This window comes from Streptomyces caatingaensis, from assembly GCF_001187435.1.
Lineage (GTDB): Bacteria > Actinomycetota > Actinomycetes > Streptomycetales > Streptomycetaceae > Streptomyces > Streptomyces caatingaensis.
The window spans coordinates 485131-506726 of sequence record NZ_LFXA01000009.1 but is presented as its reverse complement, the minus strand read 5'-3'; the positions used below and the strand labels follow the sequence as shown (position 1 = coordinate 506726).

Below are 21596 nucleotides of genomic sequence, written 5' to 3'. Positions count from 1 at the left end.
GGAGACCTTTCGATGACACGGGTGGACCGGCAGTCCTGGGACGTGGTCGTGGTGGGCGCGGGGGGCGCCGGGTTGCGGGCCGCGATCGAGGCCCGCGAACAGGGGCTGCGCTGCGCCGTGGTGTGCAAGTCGCTGTTCGGCAAGGCGCACACGGTCATGGCCGAGGGTGGCATCGCGGCCTGCATGGGCAACGTCAACGCACACGACAACTGGCAGGTGCACTACCGCGACACGCTCCGCGGCGGCAAGTTCCTCAACAACTGGCGGATGGCCGAACTCCTCGCCCGCGAGGCCCCGCAGCGGGTCTGGGAGCTGGAGACCTGGGGCGCGGTCTTCGACCGCACGCCCGACGGCCGGATCTCGCAGCGCAACTTCGGCGGGCACGAGTACCCGCGGCTGGCGCACGTCGGCGACCGCACCGGCCTGGAGCTGATCCGCACGCTCCAGCAGAAGGTCGTCGCCCTCCAGCAGGAGGACCGAAGGGAGTTCGGGGACTACGAGGCCCGGCTCAAGGTCTTCCAGGAGTGCACGGTCACGCGGGTGCTGAAGAACCGTTCCGGGCCGGGCGGCCGGGTCTCGGGCGTCTTCGGGTACGAGCGGGAGTCCGGCCGGTTCTTCGTCCTGGAGGCCCCGGCGGTGGTGCTGGCCACCGGCGGCATCGGCAAGTCCTTCAAGGTGACCTCCAACTCCTGGGAGTACACGGGCGACGGGCACGCGCTGGCGCTGCTGGCCGGGGCCCGCCTGGTCAACATGGAGTTCGTCCAGTTCCACCCCACGGGCATGGTCTGGCCGCCGTCCGTCAAGGGCATCCTCGTCACCGAGTCGGTGCGCGGCGACGGCGGGGTGCTGCGCAACAGCGACGGCAAGCGGTTCATGTTCGACTACGTCCCGGAGGTCTTCAAGGACAAGTACGCCGAGACGGAGGCCGAGGGCGACCGCTGGTACACCGACCCGGACCACAACCGCCGCCCGCCGGAGCTGCTGCCGCGCGACGAGGTCGCCCGGGCGATCAACGCCGAGGTGAAGGCGGGCCGCGGCTCGCCGCACGGCGGGGTGTTCCTGGACGTGTCGACCCGGATGCCCGCCGAGGTGATCCGCCGCAAACTCCCGTCCATGCACCACCAGTTCAAGGAGCTGGCGGACGTCGACATCACCGCCGAGGCGATGGAGGTCGGCCCCACCTGCCACTACGTGATGGGCGGCGTCGAGGTCGAGCCGGACACCGCGGCGGCGGTCGGCGTGCCGGGCCTGTTCGCGGCCGGTGAGGTGGCGGGCGGGCTGCACGGATCCAACCGGCTGGGCGGCAACTCCCTTTCGGACCTGCTGGTGTTCGGGCGGCGCGCGGGGCTGTACGCGGCGCGGTACGCGGCGGAGCTGGGCCCGGCGGCGCGCCCGGAGGTGTCGGACGCGGACATCGCCTCGGCCGAGGCGGAGGCGCTCCGTCCGTTCGGCGCCGAGGGAACGGGCGCCGCGGAGAACCCCTACACCCTCCACCAGGAGCTCCAGCAGTCGATGAACGACCTGGTCGGCATCATCCGCCGGGCGCCCGAGATGGAGGAGGCGCTGCACCGGCTGTCGGTGCTGCGGGCCCGGGCGCGGCGGGCGGCGGTCGAGGGGCACCGGCAGTTCAACCCCGGCTGGCACCTGGCCCTGGACCTGCGGAACATGCTGCTGGTCAGCGAGTGCGTGGCGCGGGCCGCGCTGGAGCGGGCGGAGAGCCGCGGCGGGCACACGCGCGACGACCACCCGGGGATGGACCGGCGGTGGCGGCGGGTCAACCTGGTGTGCCGGCTGGCCGACGACAGCGCGGAACCGGCCGTCGAGGACCCGGCGTTGGGCCGCATCCGGCTGGAGCGGCAGGACGCCCCGCCGATGCGCCCGGACCTGCTGGAGCTGTTCGAGAAGGACGAGCTGAAGAAGTACCTGACGGACGAGGAGCTCACCCGATGAGTTATCAGGCGCACTTCAAGGTGTGGCGGGGTGACGCCGGCGGGGGCGCCCTCGGCGACTACGAGGTCACCGTCAACGAGGGCGAGGTCGTCCTCGACGTCATCCACCGGCTCCAGGCCACCACCGCGCCGGACCTGGCCGTCCGCTGGAACTGCAAGGCGGGCAAGTGCGGTTCGTGCAGCGCGGAGATCAACGGCCGGCCGCGGCTGATGTGCATGACGCGGATGTCCGTCTTCGACCCGGCGGAGACCGTCACGGTGACCCCGATGCGGGCCTTCCCCGTCGTACGGGACCTGGTCACCGACGTCTCGTACAACTACGCCAAGGCGCGCGAGGTGGCCGCCTTCGCGCCGCCGCCGGGGCTGGAACCGGGCGAGTACCGGATGCGGCAGCAGGACGTGGACCGCGTCCAGGAGTTCCGCAAGTGCATCGAGTGCTTCCTGTGCCAGGACACCTGCCACGTGGTGCGTGATCACGAGGAGAACAAGGGGGCCTTCGCCGGGCCGCGCTTCCTGATGCGGGTGGCCGAGCTGGACATGCACCCGCTGGACGCGGCCGCCGAGGCGGGCGTGGACCGCAAGGCGGCGGCCCGCGCGGACCACGGGCTCGGCTACTGCAACATCACCAAGTGCTGCACCGAGGTCTGCCCCGAACAGATCAAGATCACCGACAATGCGCTGATCCCGCTGAAGGAGCGGGTCGCCGACCGCGCGTACGACCCGCTCGTCTGGCTGGGGAGCAGGATCCGCCGCCGGGGCGCGGGCCACGGAGCGTAATACCACACGCGCTCCGGGTAGCGGCTTTGACAAACCGGTCATACGCTCCGAAGTGTGACGCGGCTTCGGAGGCGGTACCGGCCCGGGGCGCCGGCGTGGGCCATGCTCGGCGCCCTCTTCTCCCTGTGCGCGCTGCTGCTCCCGGCGCCGTCCGCCGCGCACGCGGAGACCCCGCTCGACCTGGACGCCGGCGGCCGCGTGACCGACACCGTCGGTGCCCTCGGCCGCCGCCGATCCCAGGTCGAGGCCGCCCTCGCCCGGCTGGCCGCCCAGCACGTCCAGCTCTACGTCACCTACGTCCGGGACTTCTCCGGACGGGCCGCGCACGACTGGGCCGACGCCACCGCCGACCGCAACGGCCTCGGCCCGCACGACGTCCTGCTCGCCATCGCCACCTACCCGCGGCAGTTCGCCGTCTCGACCGCGCAGGACTCGGGCTTCCGCGCCGAGCAGCTCGCCCAGGTCGCCTCGGTCGCCATCGCGCCCGCCCTCAAGGAGCACGACTGGGCCGGGGCCGCCATCGGCGCCGCCGACGGCTACCGCTCCGTCCTGGCCGGACAGCCCGTCCGCGCACCCGTCATCGTCCCCGGCCGCAGCGATCCCGGCGGCAGCGGACTGCTCCCCGGCGACCGCCGGTTCTGGATCCCCGTCGCCTGCGGCACTCTCCTGCTCCTGGCCGGGCTCTACCTGCGCGGACGGCGGGCACGCGGCCGGCCGGCGCCGCCGCCCCCGGACCCTCCGCTCGTGGCCACCACCACCCCGCCCGGCCTGGCCCGCCTGGCACAGCCCCTCACCCCGCTGCCCGAGCTGGACGCCGAGGCGGCGGCCGGCCTCGTCGCGACGGACGACGCGGTGCGCACCAGCGCAGAGGAGCTGCCGTTCGCCCTGGCGCAGCTCGGCGAGGAGGCCGTGCGGCCGTTCGCCGAGGCCGTCGCGTACGCCCGCGAGGAGCTGGCCGACGCCTTCCGGCTGCGGCAGCGGCTGGACGACGCGCCGGTGCGCGACGACGACTTCCGCCGGCACGCCCTCGACGAGATCTGCTCCCGCTGCACCAGCGCCAACCGGCGGCTGGACGCGGAGGCGGCGGCCTTCGACCGGCTGCGCGACCTGGCCGCGCACGCGGCGCTGGTCCTCGACCGGGCCGAGGCCGTCGCGCGGTCCCTGGCCCCGCGCATCGACACGGCCGAGACCGCGCTCGCCTCGGTCGCCGGCCGCTGCGCTCCCGTCGCCCTGGCCCCCGCCGAGGGGTACCCCGCCGAGGCCCGCGACCGGCTGGCCTTCGCCGAGGCCGCGCTCGCCGAGGCGCACGCCGCGCTCGCCGCGGACGAGCCGAAGCGGGCCGCCGTCTCCGTCCGGGCGGCCGAGGGCGCGCTGTCCCAGGCCCGCACCCTGGCGACGGCGGCGCTGCGGCACGCGTACGAACTCGACGGCGCGGCGCGGCGGATGGCCTCCGCGCTCGTCGACGCGGAGGCGGCCGCCGCCGTCCCGGCCGCCTCCGGGCGCGGCGCCGAGCTGCTCGCCGCGGCGCGGCGCGAGGCCGCCTGCGAACGGATCGATCCGCGGGCGGTGCTGCGGCGGATCGACGAGGCGGCGGCCGCGCTCGACGCCTCCTACCCGGGCACGGATCCCGAGCGCGCGGCCCGGGCCCGGGCGCGGGCCGGGCGTGCGGTGCTCGCGGCGCGCGGGGAGGTGGCCGGGGCGCGGGACTTCATCACCACGCACCGCGGCGCGGTCGGCGGCCGGGCCCGGACGCGGCTGGCCGCCGCCGAACGCCACCTCGCCCTGGCCCGGCCGCCCGACGGCTCCCTCCCGCCGCGCGCGGAGGCCGACGCGGAGCGGGCCGCCTCCCTCGCGCGGGCCGCGCGGAAGCTGGCGGAGCGGGACGTCGGGGTGTACGAGGGCCCGGCGGACGCGCCGACGCGTCCCCTGGGGGGCGCCCTGCTGGGCGGGATCGTCCTGGCCGGCCTGCTCCCGGCGACCTTCGGGGGCGGCGCGACCCGTGGCCGCCTGGCCGCCCGCGAGGACTGATCCCCCACCCCGCCCTCTCACCGTCTCCCCCGGCCTCCGCCCGGAACCGCCCTCCGGGCGGTGTCCTCAAACGCCGGACGGGCTGAATGGCCCGCCCCGGGCCGCCCCGTCTGCGGGAGCGGAAGCCGGGAGCCCCCGGACGGGCCCGGGAACCGGGAACCGGGGGCCGGGAACCGGGGGCCGGGAACCGGGGGCCGGGAACCGGGGGCCGGGGGCCGGGGGCCGGGGGCCGGACCCGGAACCCGTGAGCCGTGAGCCGTGAGCCGTGAGCCGTGAGCCGGGAGCCGGGAGCCGGGAGCCCGAGGGTGGGCGGCGGGGCCGCGAACAGGGGGGCAGCGGGGGGCGAGCCCCCGGTGAGGTGCAGGGGCGGAGCCCCCCGTGGGGGCGCAGGAGGCGGGCCCTGCTGGGGTGCAGGGACAAAGCCCCGAGGGCTGAGGCGGAGCTTCAGCGGGAGGCACAGGGGGCGAAGCCCCGGTGGGGTGCGGGGGCGGAGGCCCGCTGCCGGACGGAGGGCGGTGGGGGGCCGGGCTTGCCCCGGGGAGACGGGGAAAGGGCGGGGCGGGGGCATACGTCGCGCCCGCGACGCCCCGTCAGTACAGGCTCATCAGGGCCTCGACGGCGTCCGGCGCGCCGGACTCCCCGTCCGGAAGGGCGAGTTCGAACCAGACGGTCTTGCCGTCAGGAATCCGGCGGCTGCCCCACGCCGCACTCAGCAACCCCACCAGCTGCAACCCCCGCCCCCCCTCGTCCGTATCCCGCGCCCGCCGCCGCCGCGGCTGGACGGACCCCCCGTCCCAGACCTCGCAGACGAGCGTGCGGTCGAGCAGGAGACGCAGCCGGATGTCCCCCTCCCCGTACCGCAGCGCGTTGGTGACGAGCTCGCTGACGAGCAGCTCGGTGGTGTCGACCAGGGCGTCGAGCCCCCACCGGGGCAGCTGCTCGCGGGCGAGCTCGCGCGCCCGGGCGACCGAGCGCGGCTCGGCGGCGAGCGTCCAGTCGCCGACGTGCCCGGCCGGGAGCCCGCGCAGCCGGGCCATCAGCAGGGCGATGTCGTCCTCGCCGTGGTGGGTGTCGAGGGCCGAGAGGACGTGGTCGCAGACGTCCTCCAGGGGCCGCGCGGGATCCGTCAGCGCGTCCTGGAAGGCCTGGAGGCCCTCGTCCAGCGGATGGTCGCGGGATTCGACGAGGCCGTCGGTGTAGAGGGCGAGCAGCGCCCCGTCCGGCAGTTCGAGCACCGTCTCCTCGAAGAGCTCGCCGCCGACGCCGAGCGGCATGCCCGGCTGCACCTCCAGCAGCCGGGCGGGCCGCCCCTCCTCCACGAGGACGGGCGGCAGGTGGCCGGCGTTGGCGACGGTGCAGCGCCGGGTGACGGGGTCGTACACGGCGTAGACGCACGTCGCGAGGTACACCTCGGAGAGGTCGGCGGGACGGACGCTGCCCCGCACGCCGCGCGAGGCGGACTGCTTGCCGCCGGGCCGGCCGAGCCCGTGGGCGATCTCGTCGAGCGCGGAGAGCACCTCGGCCGGCTCCATGTCGAGCATGGCCAGGGTCCGTACCGCGGTGCGGAGTTCGCCCATGGCGACGGCGGCCCGCAGGCCGCGGCCCATGACGTCGCCGACGACGAGGGCCGTGCGGTGCCCGGGCAGCTCGATGACGTCGAACCAGTCGCCGCCCACCTCGGTCGCGGCGTTGCCCGGCAGGTAGCGGCAGGCGATCTCCAGCCCGGCGGCCTCGGGATCGACCGGCGGCAGCAGGCTGCGCTGGAGGATCAGGGCGCGCTCGTGCTCACGGCGGTACAGGCGCGCGTTGTCGATGCAGACCGCCGCCCGCGAGGCCAGCTCGACCGCGACGGCCCGGTCGCGTTCGCCGAACGGCTCGCTGCCGCGGGTGCGGGTGAACTGCACGAGCCCGACGACGGTGTCGCGGGCGACCATCGGCACGGCCAGGGTGGACTGCCCGGACACCCCGGGCACGGCCTGCGGCTGGGCGGTGCGCAGGGCGCCGGCGCACGGCGAGTGGAAGGCGTACCGGTGGACCTCGCCGACCTGCACGGCCTTCTCCGCCGCGGCGCCCGGGGCGCCCGGCGAGCCCGGCGCGCCGCAGGTGTCGGGGGCGACCGGCGCGCCGGAGACGGCGCTGGCGAAGGCGACGCGGCGCAGCTCGGCGCTGCCGTCCGCGAGGCCCGGCGGCGCCTCGTCACCGGCCAGGAGCCCCTGGTAGAGGTCGACGGAGGCGAGGTCGCAGAACCGCGGCACGGCCACGTCCAGCAGTTCGCGGGCGGTGGTCTCCAGGTCGAGGGAGGTGCCGATGCGGGCGCTGGCCTCGTTGAGGAGCGCCAGGTTCCGCCGGACGCCGGCGGCCTCGCGCTCGGCGCGGCGACGGCCGGTGACGTCGGTGGCGATGGCGGCCACACCGATGGGCCGGCCGCTGCCGCCGTGCAGCCGGTAGAGCGAGACGGACCAGCGGCGCCGCTCCGTCCGGCCGGGGACGGGCCCGACGAGCTGGAGGTCGGCGACGGGCTGTCCGCTGTCGAGGACCTGCCGGAGGGCGACGGTCAGCCGGTCGGCCTCGGAGCGGGGCAGGAAGTCGTGCGGGGTGCGGCCGCGGTGCCAGGCGACGGGACGGCCGAGGGCCTGGGCGAAGCTCTCGTTGACGCGCAGCAGCCTCAGATCGGTGCCGAAGAAGAAGAATCCCAGGGGAGATTGGCCGAAAACGGCCTCGGAGGCCGCGATGTCGGTCTCTATTCCCTGGAGCGCCCGGACGTCGACGGCGACGCACAGCGCGGCGCGCTCCCCGCGTTCGTTGCGGCTGGGCATCACATAGATCTCGGCGAGCCCCTGCTGGCGCTCGTCGCGCTGGTAGGGGACGAGGCCCGTCCAGGCCCGGCCGTCAAGGTCGTGGCCGGGAAGCGCGTCGCCCGAAAAGAGGACCCCTTGCCGGGGGCCGGTGAACACGTCCTGGGGATCCCTGCCGAGCGCCTGGGCCGGAGTTATCCCGAAGAGCTCGGCGGCCCGCTCGCTCCACTGCTCGATGCGGCCGTCGGGGCCCAGCGAGAAGGACGCCACGCGAATGTAGTCGTAGAGGGAGCCGGGCGGGCTGTTCTGCCACATGGACGTGGTGTCCGTACCCTCTGGGCTGCCCGCCGCAGCGCCCGCTGGCTTTTCGCTCACGTGCCCGTCCCCTCCGGCTCATGTGCTCGCACCGGCATCAGAAGGCCGAGTATCCAGCACCGGAGCCCCTCGGAACACGGACTTCACGATCACAGCACGGTCTCAACCCGCTATGTCTCCTCCCCTGCTCGGCGGGGCGGCAAGCTCAGCTCGAACCAGACGGTTTTTCCGTTGACGCCGGGCCGGGTGCCCCAGCGGCGGGAGGCCAGGGCGACGAGCTGGAGACCGCGGCCGCCCTCGTCGTCGTGGGCGGCGGCGCGTTCACGGGGCGGGTCGGGGAGCGGGTCGGAGACCTCGACCTGGAGCAGGCGTCCGGCCCGGGAGTACATGCGGACGCCGATGGGGCCGGTGGCGTAACGCAGGGAGTTGGTGACGAGCTCGCTGACGAGCAGGACCGTCACGTCGGTGACGGCGTCGAGACCCCAGTCGCGCAGGGTGTCGCGGACGAGGGTGCGGGCGGTGCGCACCGCACCGGCCTCGGCGGGGAAGCTCCACTCGGCGAATCCCGGCGTCGATGCCAGTGCGCTGTCGCCCACGCCGACCACTTCCCGACCGCTGTGCGACCCCACCGGATTGTCCGGCTTGGGGGCTAATAATCAGCACATACCCGGTATGGGGGTTGGCGTATCGGGCCGGGGGTGGCGGTCAGGAGGCCATCCGCACCCGCTCGACCGTGTAGAGCTGCCGGTGGCCGGACGCGTCGAGCCGGTCCGCCACCCGTTCCGCTTCGCTTCGGGTGGCGTACCGGCCCACGCGGTACCTGTTGCCGTTGTCGTCCTGGCGGATCACGAGCCAGGGCAGGAGCGGTTCGTTGTCAGCCATCGCCCCTGCCCTTCCGCCGTGGCACCTCTCGTGAAGAAAGCGCACTCCGCATATGCCCGAGCGTACGCCCGACCTTTACGCAGCGGATACGTCTTTTCACAAAGAGGCACGCATTCGGCCACCCGGACGGTTACTTCGAGGCGGCCGGCTCCGCGTCGGGGAGCCGGTCGGACTCCAGGGCCGCGATCTCCCGCTCGGTGGCGACCAGCGTCGGGTTGCGCCAGGCGCTGCGCACGCCCCACACGTAGAAGGCGAGACCGATCACGGCGACGACCAGCAGGTCCCAGCCCTCGGCCAGGTAGCCCTTGCCGCCGAACTCGGTACCGCCGGCCCACGAGACGAAGGCCATGACCAGCAGGTACGTCACCATCCAGGCGCCGGCCTTGAGGTGCGGCTTGAGCTCGGCCCACGGCTTGCGCAGCTCGTACCAGGCCCAGATCGGCAGACCCACCGCCATGATCAGGATGACCTTGCCGGTGAGCGGCCACTTGCCCCAGTACAGGACGAGCGAACCGAAGATCATCGCGATGGGCGCGATGACCGGCATGGCGCGCAGCTTGACCGGCCGCCCCAGGCCCGGGGCGATGCGGCGCAGCGACATCACGGCGACGGGGCCGGTGATGTACGAGATGACGGTCGCGACCGAGACGATCTCGGCGAGCGAGCCCCAGCCGCGGAAGACGGCGAGGAAGAGGAAGGCGACGACGAGGTTGAGCACCAGGGCCGGGCGCGGGACGCCGGTCTTCGGGTCGACCTTGCCGAAGATGCCCGGCAGGTGGCCGTTCTCCTGGACGCCGTGGATCATGCGCGAGGTGGTCGCGGCGTAGATCATGCCGGTGCCGGAGGGGGAGATGAAGGCGTCCGCGTAGAGGACGATCGCCAGCCAGTTCAGGCCCCAGGCGATGGCCAGGTCGGCCAGCGGGGACTTGTAGGTGAGGGCCTTCCAGCCGTCGGAGAGGTCGGCGGAGGGCACGGCCATCAGGAAGGCGACCTGGAGCGCGATGTAGATGACCAGCGCGATCAGGATGGAGCCGATGACGGCCTTGGGCAGCGACTTGCCCGGGTTGCGGGCCTCACCGGCCATGTTCAGCGGGGACTGGAAGCCGTTGTAGGCCCAGACGATGCCGGAGGTGGCCACCGCCGTGAACACCGCGCTCCAGCCGTTGGGCGCGAAGCCGCCGGCCGACTCGATGTTGTGGGTGTCAAAGTGCGACCACATCAGGGCGCCGGCGGTCAGGACCGGGACGACGACCTTGAAGACGGTGATCGCGTTGTTGGTCTTGGCGAACAGGGTGATCGCGAACCAGTTGAGGAAGAAGTAGAAGATCAGCAGGACGCTGGCGAGGGCCACACCGCTGCCGGTGAGCTCCTTGCCGTCGTAGAGGTCCTTGGCCCACTGCCACTTCCAGGAGCTCATGTACTGGACCGAGGCGGTCGCCTCACCGGGGATCACGGAGACGATGGCGATCCAGTTGGCCCAGGCGGCGAGGTAGCCGGCCAGCGAGCCGTGCGAGTACTGGCCGTAGCGGACCATGCCGCCGGCCTTGGGGAACATGGCCCCCAGCTCGCTGTAGGTCAGCGCGATGGTCAGGGCGACGACGGCGCCGATGACCCACGCGAGGATCGCCGCCGGACCGGCGATGCCGGCGGCCCGCTGGGCGCCGAAGAGCCAGCCGGAGCCAATGATCGACCCGAGGCCGACGGCCGTCAGGGCCACCGGACCGAGAGTCCGGCGGTAATTGGAGTGAGACCCCTGTTCGGTACTCAACGCCCCGGTCCTCCTTTGCTTTCTACTCCTTCATGGCAGACACAAACCGCGCCATCGTACGGGCGATTTGGCCGAGTTGGTTCTGCCAAAAGCCCCTGAGCTGGGGCTATGTGAGTTTTGCAACACAGGAAAAGTGGGGCGCATAGCCTGGCGAAGCCGGGCAAACCGCACACTTCCTACCCTTGGGTAGGGAGGCTGGGTAAGGGGTGCTTATGGGATTCGCTCCTGACTCACGAGTCAGTTCACGCCGCCGTCACCGGCGTTCATCCCGCGCTCACGGCTACTTCACCGGCAGGTGGTAGGCGATCCGGTGGCGCTCGGCGAGCATCACCACGTCCGCCGTCTCGACGGGACAGCCGCCCGCGAAGTACGTCCGGGTCACCACCAGCACCCAGTGCCCCGGCACACCGCCGAGGGCGAGCGTCTCCTGGGCCAGCCCGGGGCGGGCGCTGATCTCCTCCGTGACGTTGTCCACGACCAGGTCGATCGCGGCCATCCGCTCCACGACGCCGCGCCCGGCGAGCGGGCCCTCCTCCGGGAGCATCACCGGCGTCCGGCCGGTCAGGGCCAGCGGCTCCCAGGAGGTGGAGAGCATCGAGGGCTCGCCGGCGCAGCGGAAGAGGTAGTCGGTGCGCATCACCTTTTCGCCCACGGAGATCCGCAGGCGCTCCGCGACGGCCGCCGTGGCCGCGCCCTGCTCGCTGCGCGACTCCCAGGAGCCCTTGACCCGGGGGTCGGCCTGCTCCTGGCGGAAGGGCGTGGACTCGCCCACCGAGCGGTATCCCGTGCGCACCACGGGACGGCGCTCGGGGCGCTCGCGCACGTACGTCCCGGAGCCGGAGCGGCCCTCGACCAGCCCCTCCGCCATCAGGACCTTGCGGGCCTCCAGGGCGACGGTGTCGGAGACGCCGTACTGCTCGCGGATCCGCGCCTGGGAGGGCAGCCGGGTGTGCGGCGGCAGCTCACCGGCGACGATCTTCTTGCGCAGATCCCCGGCGACGCGAAGGTATGCGGGCTGGTCACCGAAAGCCACGTCCACTCCCAAGGTTGACGGTCCGCAACAGCTTGGCAACCCAGAGTCGCCATCCGCAACTCCAGGCCAAGGAATCACTGGATGTGGTGAACGCCAGCTCAGAGGGGACCGGCCGCCGACCTGGGCGACGCCATCGCGCACGTGCAACCCGCACGCTCCGTAGGCACATCCACGACGACACGCCGGGGCCCCGGCACCCCTCGGGGAGCCCGCCCGCGCGCCGCGCGACGGGGTCGGCGGCATTCCTGCCGCGTTCGCGCGCCGGGCGACGAGGCTGACCTGATACAACGTCAATTACTGGTTACTGCTGGGGAGTTCACGAACCGCGAAGCCCCCCGAGACTCCGTCGAAGAAAGCGGAAGGGGCCGCGCCCCCGGGCGCGGCCCCTTCGCATCACGTCTCAAGACGGTCAGACGTTAAAGCGGAACTCCACCACAAGGCTGTGACCTGCGGAAATGCGGGCGCATCCCAGCACCATTCCAGCACGGGATGCGCGACAAAGCACAAGAAGACCGAAGATCGCCAATGCTACCCGGAAGCGCCCGCACACGTCTGAAGTCTGCGGAACTTCTACGAGCGCCACATCAGGCTCGTGCCACCGCACCGAACTCGCAGAGCAGCACAGCGGTCGCGCTCACTCGCGGTCTCCCCGGAAGCCAGCGGCCAGCTCCGACGCCTTGCCGCCGCCCAGAATGCACGTCCAGACCTCGGGGCCGGCACGAGCGTCCACAGATCCCGTATACCCCCGGTTTGGCGGGGCATAGTCAGAAGCTTCCGCGCTGTCGCAGGTCAGCCTGCATAGCTCAGCGGGTGGAGCAGGCGCCTTCTAAGCGCTTGGCCGCAGGTTCGAGTCCTGCCGGGGGCGCCCCAAACATGGCTGGTCAGGGCTCTCTCGGACCGCCAACGGAGAAAAGGTGCGCGCGGTACTGCGCCGTTCGTTCAGAGCGTTGGATTCCGTGCTCCAGAGAGGGGCAACGTGGATCAGCTCGGCATTCAGCTGGCCGAAGTGAGACGCGCCAGGCCCCCCTTCTCCAGCTCGTGCACCACCAGCTCCTCCATCACGTGTCGCTCCCTGGCGGAGGCGTAGGCGAGGTCGTGCAGGGCAGCAGCACGCCTGGCGAAGTCCCGCCTCACCGCATCGGTCGGCCAGGGGATTTTGTAACGGGAAAAGTCCTTGCGCCTCATCGCGCGGGCCTGCTCGCCCTGCGTAACGGCCGTCAACTCCCGACTCCGGTAACGCAGCGAGTGCAACAACCACATCCGATCGACCTCGGACTCCGTGTATATCGCGAGCGTCCGCCGACCTGGCACTACCGGGGTAGTGGTGAGCACGGTCCGCACCTCCCCGGGACGGGGCGCGATCAAGAGGCTGCCGGACGGGCATACAACCTCCGCTTGCGCCACGGTGCGTGAAGTCACTGCACCCAGATGTACTGTCCTGCAGTTCAGTACTTCGCGGGGAGACACCCACGGCATAGCCGACTGCTCGCTGTCCGGCAGAGACTGTGCCGCACCAGCCGTAACCTGACACACTTCGCCCACTGCACGCTCGGTAGCGGGACCTTGCCCGCACGTCTGCAGCGCCTCCATGAAATGCGCATCCGCTAGTTCCGTCGCGCAAGACACAATCCGGGTGTTCAACGCATTCTTGCGCTCAGCAAGCGAGATCAGCGAAAGCAGCCTCTCCCGCACCGGCGCTGGAGGCACTGGTACGGGAAGTCGGTTGAGTGCCTGCAGAGGCAAGGTCATGTGCTCGGCGTTCGACGAGGACAGCGTGAGATAGCTCTGGCTCTGCGAGGTCTTCAGCCACCATCGAAGCCACAGATCCCATTGTTGGGCGCGGCCCTCTGGTGTCCAGCGGACGACCGCGAGCGACCTGGCGACATTCCATCCTGCGTGCTCCTCCCCTGCAACTGCTGCCTCCCCCACACGCCCCACGAGCACGACAAGGAGGTCCCCAGACCTCAGCGTGCTGCGTGGGTGGCGTCTGGCCACATCGGGAGGCACAAATGTGAACTCCTGGACGTGCACACCTCCCTCGACAATCTCTGTGGCGCGGATCATAGGGATTCCGCCGGATGCCTTCTGCTGTCGCGCAATTCCGTAGGCGGCGTACTCGACCCCGGGGAACTCACGCAACTCAACGACGGGCCACGGAGTGGGGACATCATCCGATTCTGTAGTCATGCCTGCTCTCCAGGGCATCACGGACTCGGTTCCTGGCTGCGGCGCTACGATCCATGCACTCATACAGCTCGGCCTTCCGGTTCCGGTCTCCGTCACTTGAATGCAACTGCGCGGTGCCCCCGTTCCGTACGTAGCGTGCGGGAGTCAGGGCGAAGCCCGCATCAGCGATTTCCTCAAGACTCGCCGCACGGCACCATGGCGCGGATGCAGGAGCGCCCTCGTCCTCACAGCGACGGAGACCCTGCCACTCACCGAAGATCTGCAGAAGGCGCTCGACCGAGTCCTGGTCGAAAATGCGCCGTGACCCGTTCCTCGCTGTCGGCAGTATTCCTGCATCCGCGAACAGGACCCGATGGGTGTTCGGCCGCTCCCCTTTGGCGAGCAGCCACAGCGTCATGCTCGTGCTGGTGTGTGGAAAGAGCCATGCCGGCAAAGCCACGACGCCTACAACCAGACCGTTTTCGAGCAACCTGCGACGGATCAGTCCGTCGGTGCTGTTGCTGCTGTGGGCTGCTCCGGGGGAGAGCAGGACAACGGCCCGCCCTTGCGGCGTCAGGTCGGCAAGAATGTGCTGGACCCAGGCGAAGTTCGCGTTGCCCGACCGTGGTACCTCCAGGGTCCACCGCCTGTCGTCCTTGAGTTCGCCATGCCCCCAATCTCGCAGGTTCACAGGAGGGTTGGCGACGATCACGTCGGCCGGTTCCGGCGACGTCCCAGCCCGGAGGCTGTCAGCTTCTCCCTTGCCCAGGTCGGCATGGAATCCGTGCAGGGCAAGGTTGACGGCCGCGGCATAGCGTGCCGTCGGATTGAGATCCGCTCCGGACAAGCGCACCTCGCCACCTTGGGTTCGAGCCTGGTAGGCGGCGGCTCGCAGTAGTCGCCCGCTTCCGCACACCGGGTCCCGAACCACCTCGCCTCCTCGGGGAGCGGCCAGTCCTGCGAAGAGGTACGCCAGATCATTCGGCGTGAAGTAGTCATCGCCGCGCGAATAGCGCGTCGAGTACATGTCGAGCAACACATCGAAGAGCCCCACGTCGGGCTCCAGCCGCCGAACCTCCACGATCAGCTCGCGGAGAGCCGGATCGATGAGCTCGAAGGGACGGCTCACGCCTTCGTCGCGGCACGCGGGCAGGTTGTAGGTACGAGCGACGGGCGTACGCGGCCAGATCGCATTCAGCATCGCACCCGCGGACTCCGAGCCGGGTCGCCACGGGCACCCCGCCTCCACTGCTGCTCCATGACGAGACCAGCAGTGGAGGTAGACCACTTGAAAGGCGAGTCGGTACGTCGTCTCGGCATCAGTCGTGCTGCGCAGCTTCTCAACGGCCAGTAGGACTCGCCGGTACTTCAGGCGCCCCAACTCGCTCCCTCGCTCCTTCGGGATCACGACGACATCAGCCACGTAACAGTGGCCAGTCCGATGAGCATGGCGACTCCACAGGCACCACCGCCGTACTTGACAGCTGTGACAATCTTCCCCGCGCCCGCAAACTCGAGAATGCCGGCCACGAGCCCCACCACCACAGACGCCAGGATGACCACCATCAACAGCAGCGCTCTCTGCGACATGCCCTAACTCCCCCAGGGTTCTCTACCGTTCTGCGGACCGTTCCGCGGACTCGAAAGTAGCGGCCGGGCGCTCCCCTCGTCGCGCAGCACTGGAATTTGCTTTTGAGCAAGGGGAGCGGACACGTCCGATGCCGGTCTCAACACGGGGCATCCAACCGGGCAGAGAACTGCCGCGCCAAGCAAGCGCTGTGCCGGGGCACGAGCCAATACGGACGAGGGCTATGCGTCCGCGGTCGAGCCGTCCTGGGACCACTTGTCGGCGAAGTGTTCCATCTGGCGGATCACCAGGTCGATCGCTTCCTTGGACTGCTCCGGCGGGTAGCCGTGGCGGGCCAGGAGGCGCCTGATGGTGGCGCGGAGCCTGGCCCGGACCGGTTCGCGGGCGATCCAGTCCTTCTTGAGGTTCTTGCGGACCTGGACCACGAGGTCCCGGGCGATGCCGGAGAGGATCTCGTCGCCCATGAGGTCGCGGGCGCTGCCGAGGTCGGCGACCGCGTCGTAGAAGGCGAGTTCGTCGTCGCCCAGCGGCGGGGTGAATTTCTCACCTCGCCGGGCGTCTTCCGCGACCGTCTTGGCCAGTTCCACCAGCTGGGCGATGATCTCGGCGCTGGTGAGCTGCTGACGCATGTAGCGGGTCATCAGGTCCTGAAGGCGCTGCGAGAAAGCGGTCTGGCGGACGATGTTGTGCCGGGTCTGCTCGCGCATCTTCTGCTCGACGAGGCGGCGCAGGGCTTCGGCGGCCAGGTGCGGGGTTTCGCTGTTCTGCAGGCGGCCGACGAGGGCGTCGTTGAGGTGGGTGAGGTCGGCCTTGTCCAGCCCGGCCTCGGAGAAGAGGTCGGTGACACCGCCGGTCTCCACGACGGCGGAGGTGAGCTGGGAGAGGTAGAGGGCGACGTCGCGGGCGACGGGCAGGCCCTGTGCCTCGCGGTCCATGGCGTCGAGCTTCGCCATGTACGTACGGACCTCGACGAGGAACTGGATGTCGCGCTTCCAGTACGGCTGGTCGGTGAACCGGGAGGAGATGTCGGCGGAGGACCCGGCCAGGGCGAAAAAGCGTTCCAGGCGGTAGCCGTGTTCGCGGAAGCGGCGGCTGAGAGTCTGGTTCGGGTCGTCGAGCTGGTCGGGGTTGTTGCCCGGGGTGGCGGGGCTGCGAAGGTACTCGGCGGTGGTGTAGGCCGCCTTGACGAAGGCCTTCGCGTCGGGGCGGGAGAGGCGTTCGCGCCAGTTCCAGCCGAGGAGCATCTGGTCGAGGATGTCGTACTCGTTGCGGAGTTCGTCCAGGGCGCGGTCGATGTCCTGGCCGAGAGTCCGGTCGGCCTGGTCGTCGGCGGAATACTCGGCGATGGCCTTCTGGAGGTTCTCGGTGAGGGGGGCGTAGCCGACGAGGAGGCCCTCCTCCTTCTTGCGGAAGCGGCGGTTGACGCGGGCGAGGGCCTGCATCAGGCCGGCGCCGCGCAGTGGCCGGTCCAGGTACATGGTGTGGATGGGCGGCGCGTCGAAGCCGGTCAGGAGCATGTTGTTGACGATGAGGAGCTGGAGTTCGTCCTGGGGGTCCTTAGCGCGGTTGATGACGGCCTTGCGCTGGGAGTCGCGCAGCGCGTGGGCGAGGAGTTCCTTGGAGTCCTTGCGGGAGTCCGAGGAGAAGACGATCTTCATGGCCCCGGTGGTGGGGTCGTCCGTGTGCCAGTGAGGGCGCAGTTCACGCAGCGCGTCGTAGACGCGGACGCAGATCTCGCGGGTGGCGCAGACGAGCATCGCCTTACCGGGGGCTGCGCCGGGTGCGTCGTCGGCGTCCGCGACGAAGGGCAGCATCGCCGTACGGCGTGCCTCCCAGTGTTCGACCAGGTCCTGGGTCAGGTCGCGTATCCGGGCCGGGGTGCCGTACATGGCGTTCATGGTGGCGACGGCCTGCTCGACGCGGGTGCGCTCGGTGTCGTCCAGACCGTCGGTGATGCGGTCGGCCTCGGCGTCGATGGTGGTGGGGTCGACGTCGTGGTTGAGGACGAGCTGGACGACGCGGCTCTCGTGATAGACCTTCACGGTCGCGCCGTCGTCGGCGGCCCGCTTGAGGTCGTAGGTGTCGATATAGTCGCCGAAGACCTCGCGGGTGTTCCGGTCGGCCTCGGAGATCGGGGTGCCGGTGAAGGCGAGGAGCGTGGCGTGCGGGAGCGCGTCGCGCAGATGGCGGGCGTAGCCGTCGAGGTGGTCGTAGTGACTGCGGTGGGCCTCGTCGACCACGACGACGATGTTGCGCCGCTCGGAGAGGAGCGGGTGGTCGGTCCCGGATTCCTTCTCCTGCTTGGTGCGGCCGAACTTCTGCAGGGTGGTGAAGAGGATGCCGCCGGTGCGCTTGGCGGCGAGCTCTTCGCGGAGTGCGGCGCGGTTGAGGAACTGGTGGGGCTGTTCTGGGAGGACCTCGCTCTCCTTGAACGTGTCGAAGAGCTGGTCGTCGAGGTCGGTGCGGTCGGTGACGACCACGACGGTGGGGTTGTGCAGGGCAGGGTCGCGCATGACGAGGTTGGTGGTCAGCACCATCTCCTCGGACTTGCCCGAGCCCTGGGTGTGCCAGACCACGCCGGCCTTGCCGTCGGTCGCGGCGGCGCGGCGGACAGCGTCGGCGGCGCGGGTGACCGCGAAGTACTGGTGCGGCTTGGCGATCCGCTTCATGCGCTTGGCGGGCACGAAGTTGATGAAGGACCGGACGAGGGCGAGGAAGCGGGGCTGGGTGAACAGGCCGTGCAGGGCCAGGTCCTGGCCGGTCGGGACGTCGGCATCGGCGTCGGCGTGGACGGCGGCAGCGTCCACGGTGTCCACGCGGGCGCCGAACTCGTCGGTGTTCCACGGGGCGAAGTGCTCGTACGGGGTGAAAGGGGTGCCGTACTTGGCGGTGATCCCGTCGGAGAGCAGCACGACCGCGTTGTAGCGGAAGGCGGTCGGGAACTCCTCGACGTAGTGCCGTATCTGGGTGTGCGCGGCGGCGAGGGTGGTGTTCGGGTCGCCGGCCCGCTTGAGCTCGATGACGGCGAGCGGGAGGCCGTTGACGTACAGGACGAGGTCGAAGCGGCGGTTGCGCTCGCCGTTGATCACGGTCACCTGGCGGACGGCGCGGTATGTGTTCGCGTCCGCGTTCTCCAGGTCGACGATCCGGACGGTCGGCGTGTGCTCGGCACCGAGCACGTCGGTGTACGTGACGGAGTGGATGCCGTCGGTCAGGTAGCCGTGCGCGGTCCGGTTCTCCTCGTACGTGTCCTGCGAGGTCGGGGTCGCGGCGGTCGCGAGGGCCTCACGGACGGCCTCCGGGGGGAGGGCAGGGTTGAGCCTTTCGATCGCCTCGCGGAGATCGGAGTAGAGGATCAGGTCGTCCCAGGACCGGCGGTGACCGGAACCGGGCGCGAGCTCATTGCCCTCGGCCTTCGGCCAGTCGAGCTCCACGAGCTCTTCGAGGGCGAGGAACTCCCAGTCGATTTCGAGGGGGCGGAAGTTGTCGGGGGTACCGGGGGTGCCGGGAGTCTCGCTGCTGCCGTTGTCGTTCCCGTGCGTGGTCATACGTGGTCCTCGACAATCTTCTCGGCGTCCTTGACGCGGATGCGGCCGGACATGAGTTGGGGGAGGAGGGTGTCGCGGAGGGCTGCGAGGGTCTTCGACTCACGGCGAGCCGCGAGAATCGACTGGGCCAGGGAACGAATCTGGTCGCCGACCTCACCGAACTGCCGGGGATCGACCACCTCCGTCTCCATCACCTCTGCTGGACGCACACGCTGGTGACTCTTGGAAGTGCCTGTGACCTTCGACGCCAGCTCCTCAAGGAACCTCCGCTGCGCCACTACCGACCAGAGATCATGCGTGGAGGTTCCAAGGCCAGGAACAAGAACCAGGAACTCCGTTGACGCCAGAGAGGGAACCGACCCTTCTGGCACCACGTCCCAAACTCTCGGAATTTCAGGGTTCAGCTTGGACAGAAGGACCGCAGGGGAATCGATCACGAACTTCCCGCTCTTAATCGAGAGCGGAGAACAACGATCAGGAGCCTTCCCGGAATCGAAGGCGGGCAGACTGTAGTGATCGACGAGATTGTCGGACATCTCCTGGGGGACCCGCTGAACCTTACTGAGGGTAGCGATCTCGCCCAGCCGAATCCGCTTCTCCCATCGCTCATCGAGAGCCAGAGTCAAGGCCAGTTCGTCCGCCGTGGCCGCGATGCGCTCATTGACGGCGATCTTGTCGTCCAGCACCCCAAGTACAGCCGCAATGGCGCGCTGTTCATCAGGTTCCGGAAGACTAATGGGAATCTGCGTGATGTAATTCCTATTAAGCATTGGCTGGGCAGCGCCGGAATTGTATCCAGAAAAGTCGATCTCCCCCAGCAGATGATAGACAAACCTAGGGTCATTCCCCATGAAGTCAGTCACGTAAAGCGAAGTATTGAGCGGCCAAAAATCTTCGGCGCAGTATGTAGCGTGCCCCATGGAAGCCCCAGCGCGCCCAACAACGACGCCGGGGGCCTTCGCGATCGCCGTGTCATGAAATCCACTTGGCCCAGCCGCTCCGACCACCGGAACGTTTCCCGGGTTCCGGCTCGTCGTCGGAAGGTCGTGGCCACGACGCAGCTTCACAAGCTGGTCAAGCGTAGTGCGAGTCCATTCAGACATCGACCCTCCCCAGCTGCTCGCGCACCATCTTGGCCAGCTCGTCCGACTTGTCAAACAGCTCGTACAGCTCCCCCGTCAGCCGCGTGATCTTCTCTGCGACCGCCTCGGCGTCCTCTTCCTCCGCCTCAGCTGCCCCGACGTACCGCCCCGGCGTCAGCACGTACCCGTGCTCCTGGACCGTCTTCAGATCCGCACTCGCGCAGAACCCCGGCACGTCCGCGTACTTCTCCCCCGCGTCCTTCGCGCTCGTCGTCCCGCGCCACGCGTGGTACGTCCCCGCGATCTTCGCGAGGTCGGCGTCCGTCAGGACCCGCTCGGTGCGGTCGACCATCTCGCCCATGTCCCGGGCGTCGATGAACAGGATCTCGCCCCGGCGGTCCGCGGCCGCGACCTTCTGCCCCTTCACACCCCCCGGCGACTTGTCCTTCGCCAGGAACCACAAACAAGCCGGGATCGCCGTCGTCCGGAACAGCTGCGCCGGCAGCGCGACCATGCACGCCACCATGTCCCCGTCCACCAGCGCCTGCCGGATCTCCCCCTCGCCGCTCTGCTGGCTGCTCATCGAGCCGTTGGCGAGGACGACGCCCGCCGTTCCCCGCTCCCCCAGCTTGCTGATCATGTGCTGTAGCCAGGCGTAGTTGGCGTTACCCCTCGGCGGGACACCGAACTTCCACCGCGGGTCCGACTCGTTGCGCGCCCAGTCCTTGATGTTGAAGGGCGGGTTGGCCATCACATAGTCGGCCTTGAGGTCGGGGTGTTTGTCGTCGGCGAAGGTGTCGCCCCAGCGGGCGGCGAGGTTGCCGTCGATGCCGTGAATGGCGAGGTTCATCTTGGCCAGGCGCCAGGTGCGCTCATTGAGCTCCTGGCCGTAGACAGAAATGTCAGCCTTGTGGCCGCGGCCCCGGTGGGCCTCGATGAACTTGGCGGCCTGGACGAACATACCGCCCGAGCCGCAGGCCGGGTCGTACACCCGGCCCTCGTACGGTTCCAGGACCTCCACAAGGAGACGGACGACGCTGCTCGGGGTGTAGAACTCGCCACCCCGCTTGCCTTCCGCGCGGGCGAAGTTGCCGAGGAAGTACTCGTAGACCTCGCCGAGGACGTCCTGGGCGGGCTTGTCGTCGCTGCCGCCGAAGCGGGCGTCGGTGATGAGGTCGACGAGTTCGGCCAGGCGCTTCTTGTCGACGTTGTCCTTGTTGAAGATCTTAGGGAGGACGCCGGTCAGCGACGGGTTGGCCTTCATGATGGCGTCCATCGCCTGGTCGAGGACCTCGCCTACGTTGCCGCTCTTGGCGTTGGCGGAGATCGACGACCAGCGGGCGCTCTCGGGGACCCAGAAAACGTGGTGCCCGGTGTACTCGTCCTGGTCCTCCAGGAACTCCTCCAGACGGTCTTCGGCGATGCCCTCCTCCGCGAGCTCCTTGGCGAGCTGTTCGCGGCGCTCTTCGAAGGCGTCAGAGACGTACTTGAGGAAGATCAGGCCGAGGACGAACTCCTTGTACTGGTTGGCGTCCATGGAGCCGCGCAGCTTGTCGGCGGCCTTCCAGAGGATGGCCTGGATCTCCTTGGGCGTGGAGGCGGTGAACAGCTCCGCCTGGTCGGCGGGCTTCTTCTTCCGGGGAGGCATGGGCGCTCGGGTCTCCT

The 21596-nt window shown here is 70.1% G+C and carries 14 protein-coding genes and 1 tRNA gene; 4 read left to right on the top strand and 11 right to left on the bottom strand.

Annotated elements, in window-relative coordinates; genetic code table 11:
• Positions 1–12: 12 nt before the first annotated feature.
• From AC230_RS15535 to AC230_RS15525, 3 genes are read left to right on the top strand one after another with little or no spacing between them, the layout of a single operon-like run.
• Positions 13–1950 (top strand): fumarate reductase/succinate dehydrogenase flavoprotein subunit, encoded by a 1938-nt coding sequence (locus AC230_RS15535; RefSeq protein ID WP_049716759.1) that lies wholly within the window; start codon positions 13–15, stop codon positions 1948–1950.
• Complete coding sequence (locus AC230_RS15530; RefSeq protein WP_049716758.1) at positions 1947–2726, top strand: succinate dehydrogenase/fumarate reductase iron-sulfur subunit; 780 nt, start codon at positions 1947–1949, stop codon at positions 2724–2726. Before AC230_RS15535 ends, AC230_RS15530 begins: the two co-directional genes overlap by 4 nt.
• 54 nt (positions 2727–2780) lie before the next feature.
• Complete coding sequence (locus tag AC230_RS15525; protein ID WP_157868583.1) at positions 2781–4754, top strand: TPM domain-containing protein; 1974 nt, start codon at positions 2781–2783, stop codon at positions 4752–4754.
• 590 nt (positions 4755–5344) lie between these two features.
• On the opposite strand, the gene AC230_RS15520 is transcribed toward AC230_RS15525, so the two are convergent.
• From AC230_RS15520 to AC230_RS15505, 5 genes are all read right to left on the bottom strand, one after another.
• The gene (locus AC230_RS15520; protein WP_107082142.1) at positions 5345–7864 is read right to left on the bottom strand and encodes a SpoIIE family protein phosphatase; all 2520 of its coding nucleotides are present in this window, start codon (positions 7862–7864) and stop codon (positions 5345–5347) included.
• A 170-nt stretch (positions 7865–8034) separates the two neighbouring features.
• A complete protein-coding gene (locus AC230_RS15515; protein WP_049716755.1) occupies positions 8035–8469 on the bottom strand; it encodes an ATP-binding protein in 435 nt (144 codons plus the stop codon).
• 100 nt (positions 8470–8569) lie between these two features.
• On the bottom strand, positions 8570–8746 hold the full coding sequence (locus tag AC230_RS32035; protein ID WP_107082141.1) for an SPOR domain-containing protein: 177 nt from the start codon (positions 8744–8746) through the stop codon (positions 8570–8572).
• Positions 8747–8876: 130 nt separating this feature from the next.
• Entirely contained in the window at positions 8877–10514 is a 1638-nt protein-coding gene (locus AC230_RS15510) for an APC family permease (protein WP_049716754.1), read from the bottom strand.
• A 280-nt stretch (positions 10515–10794) separates the two neighbouring features.
• On the bottom strand, positions 10795–11547 hold the full coding sequence (locus tag AC230_RS15505; protein WP_049717040.1) for a GntR family transcriptional regulator: 753 nt from the start codon (positions 11545–11547) through the stop codon (positions 10795–10797).
• A 792-nt stretch (positions 11548–12339) separates the two neighbouring features.
• Here AC230_RS15505 and AC230_RS15500 point away from each other — a divergent pair.
• A tRNA-Arg gene (locus AC230_RS15500) sits at positions 12340–12412 on the top strand.
• Positions 12413–12540: 128 nt separating this feature from the next.
• Here AC230_RS15500 and AC230_RS33765 read toward each other — a convergent pair.
• The 6 genes from AC230_RS33765 to AC230_RS15470 all read right to left on the bottom strand — a co-directional run bounded on the left by AC230_RS33765 (position 12541) and on the right by AC230_RS15470 (position 21579).
• Entirely contained in the window at positions 12541–13734 is a 1194-nt protein-coding gene (locus tag AC230_RS33765; RefSeq protein ID WP_241833233.1) for a restriction endonuclease subunit S domain-containing protein, read from the bottom strand.
• Complete coding sequence (locus tag AC230_RS15490; RefSeq protein ID WP_241833232.1) at positions 13715–14914, bottom strand: N-6 DNA methylase; 1200 nt, start codon at positions 14912–14914, stop codon at positions 13715–13717. The genes AC230_RS33765 and AC230_RS15490 overlap by 20 nt, the downstream gene beginning before the upstream one ends.
• Before the next feature lie 203 nt (positions 14915–15117).
• Complete coding sequence (locus AC230_RS15485; RefSeq protein WP_049716753.1) at positions 15118–15303, bottom strand: hypothetical protein; 186 nt, start codon at positions 15301–15303, stop codon at positions 15118–15120.
• A gap of 219 nt (positions 15304–15522) precedes the next feature.
• Positions 15523–18849, bottom strand: coding sequence for a type I restriction endonuclease subunit R (locus AC230_RS15480; protein WP_049716752.1), 3327 nt, complete (start codon positions 18847–18849; stop codon positions 15523–15525).
• Positions 18846–19952 carry a restriction endonuclease subunit S gene (locus AC230_RS31160; RefSeq protein WP_078871271.1) on the bottom strand — a complete coding sequence of 369 codons (1107 nt, stop codon included), beginning with the start codon at positions 19950–19952 and terminating at the stop codon, positions 18846–18848. Before AC230_RS31160 ends, AC230_RS15480 begins: the two co-directional genes overlap by 4 nt.
• Positions 19945–21579 (bottom strand): class I SAM-dependent DNA methyltransferase, encoded by a 1635-nt coding sequence (locus tag AC230_RS15470; RefSeq protein ID WP_049716750.1) that lies wholly within the window; start codon positions 21577–21579, stop codon positions 19945–19947. The genes AC230_RS31160 and AC230_RS15470 overlap by 8 nt, the downstream gene beginning before the upstream one ends.
• Positions 21580–21596: the final 17 nt, after the last annotated feature.

Excerpts from the sequence above, each read along its gene's own strand:
- AC230_RS15535 (WP_049716759.1), top strand. The coding sequence starts at position 13 with ATGACACGGGTGGACCGGCAGTCCTGGGACGTGGTCGTGGTGGGCGCG.
- AC230_RS15530 (WP_049716758.1), top strand. The coding sequence starts at position 1,947 with ATGAGTTATCAGGCGCACTTCAAGGTGTGGCGGGGTGACGCCGGCGGG.
- AC230_RS15520 (WP_107082142.1), bottom strand. The coding sequence starts at position 7,864 with ATGTGGCAGAACAGCCCGCCCGGCTCCCTCTACGACTACATTCGCGTG.
- AC230_RS32035 (WP_107082141.1), bottom strand. The coding sequence starts at position 8,746 with ATGGCTGACAACGAACCGCTCCTGCCCTGGCTCGTGATCCGCCAGGAC.
- AC230_RS33765 (WP_241833233.1), bottom strand. The coding sequence starts at position 13,734 with ATGACTACAGAATCGGATGATGTCCCCACTCCGTGGCCCGTCGTTGAG.
- AC230_RS15490 (WP_241833232.1), bottom strand. The coding sequence starts at position 14,914 with ATGCTGAATGCGATCTGGCCGCGTACGCCCGTCGCTCGTACCTACAAC.
- AC230_RS15485 (WP_049716753.1), bottom strand. The coding sequence starts at position 15,303 with ATGTCGCAGAGAGCGCTGCTGTTGATGGTGGTCATCCTGGCGTCTGTG.
- AC230_RS15480 (WP_049716752.1), bottom strand. The coding sequence starts at position 18,849 with ATGACCACGCACGGGAACGACAACGGCAGCAGCGAGACTCCCGGCACC.
- AC230_RS31160 (WP_078871271.1), bottom strand. The coding sequence starts at position 19,952 with ATGTCTGAATGGACTCGCACTACGCTTGACCAGCTTGTGAAGCTGCGT.
- AC230_RS15470 (WP_049716750.1), bottom strand. The coding sequence starts at position 21,579 with ATGCCTCCCCGGAAGAAGAAGCCCGCCGACCAGGCGGAGCTGTTCACC.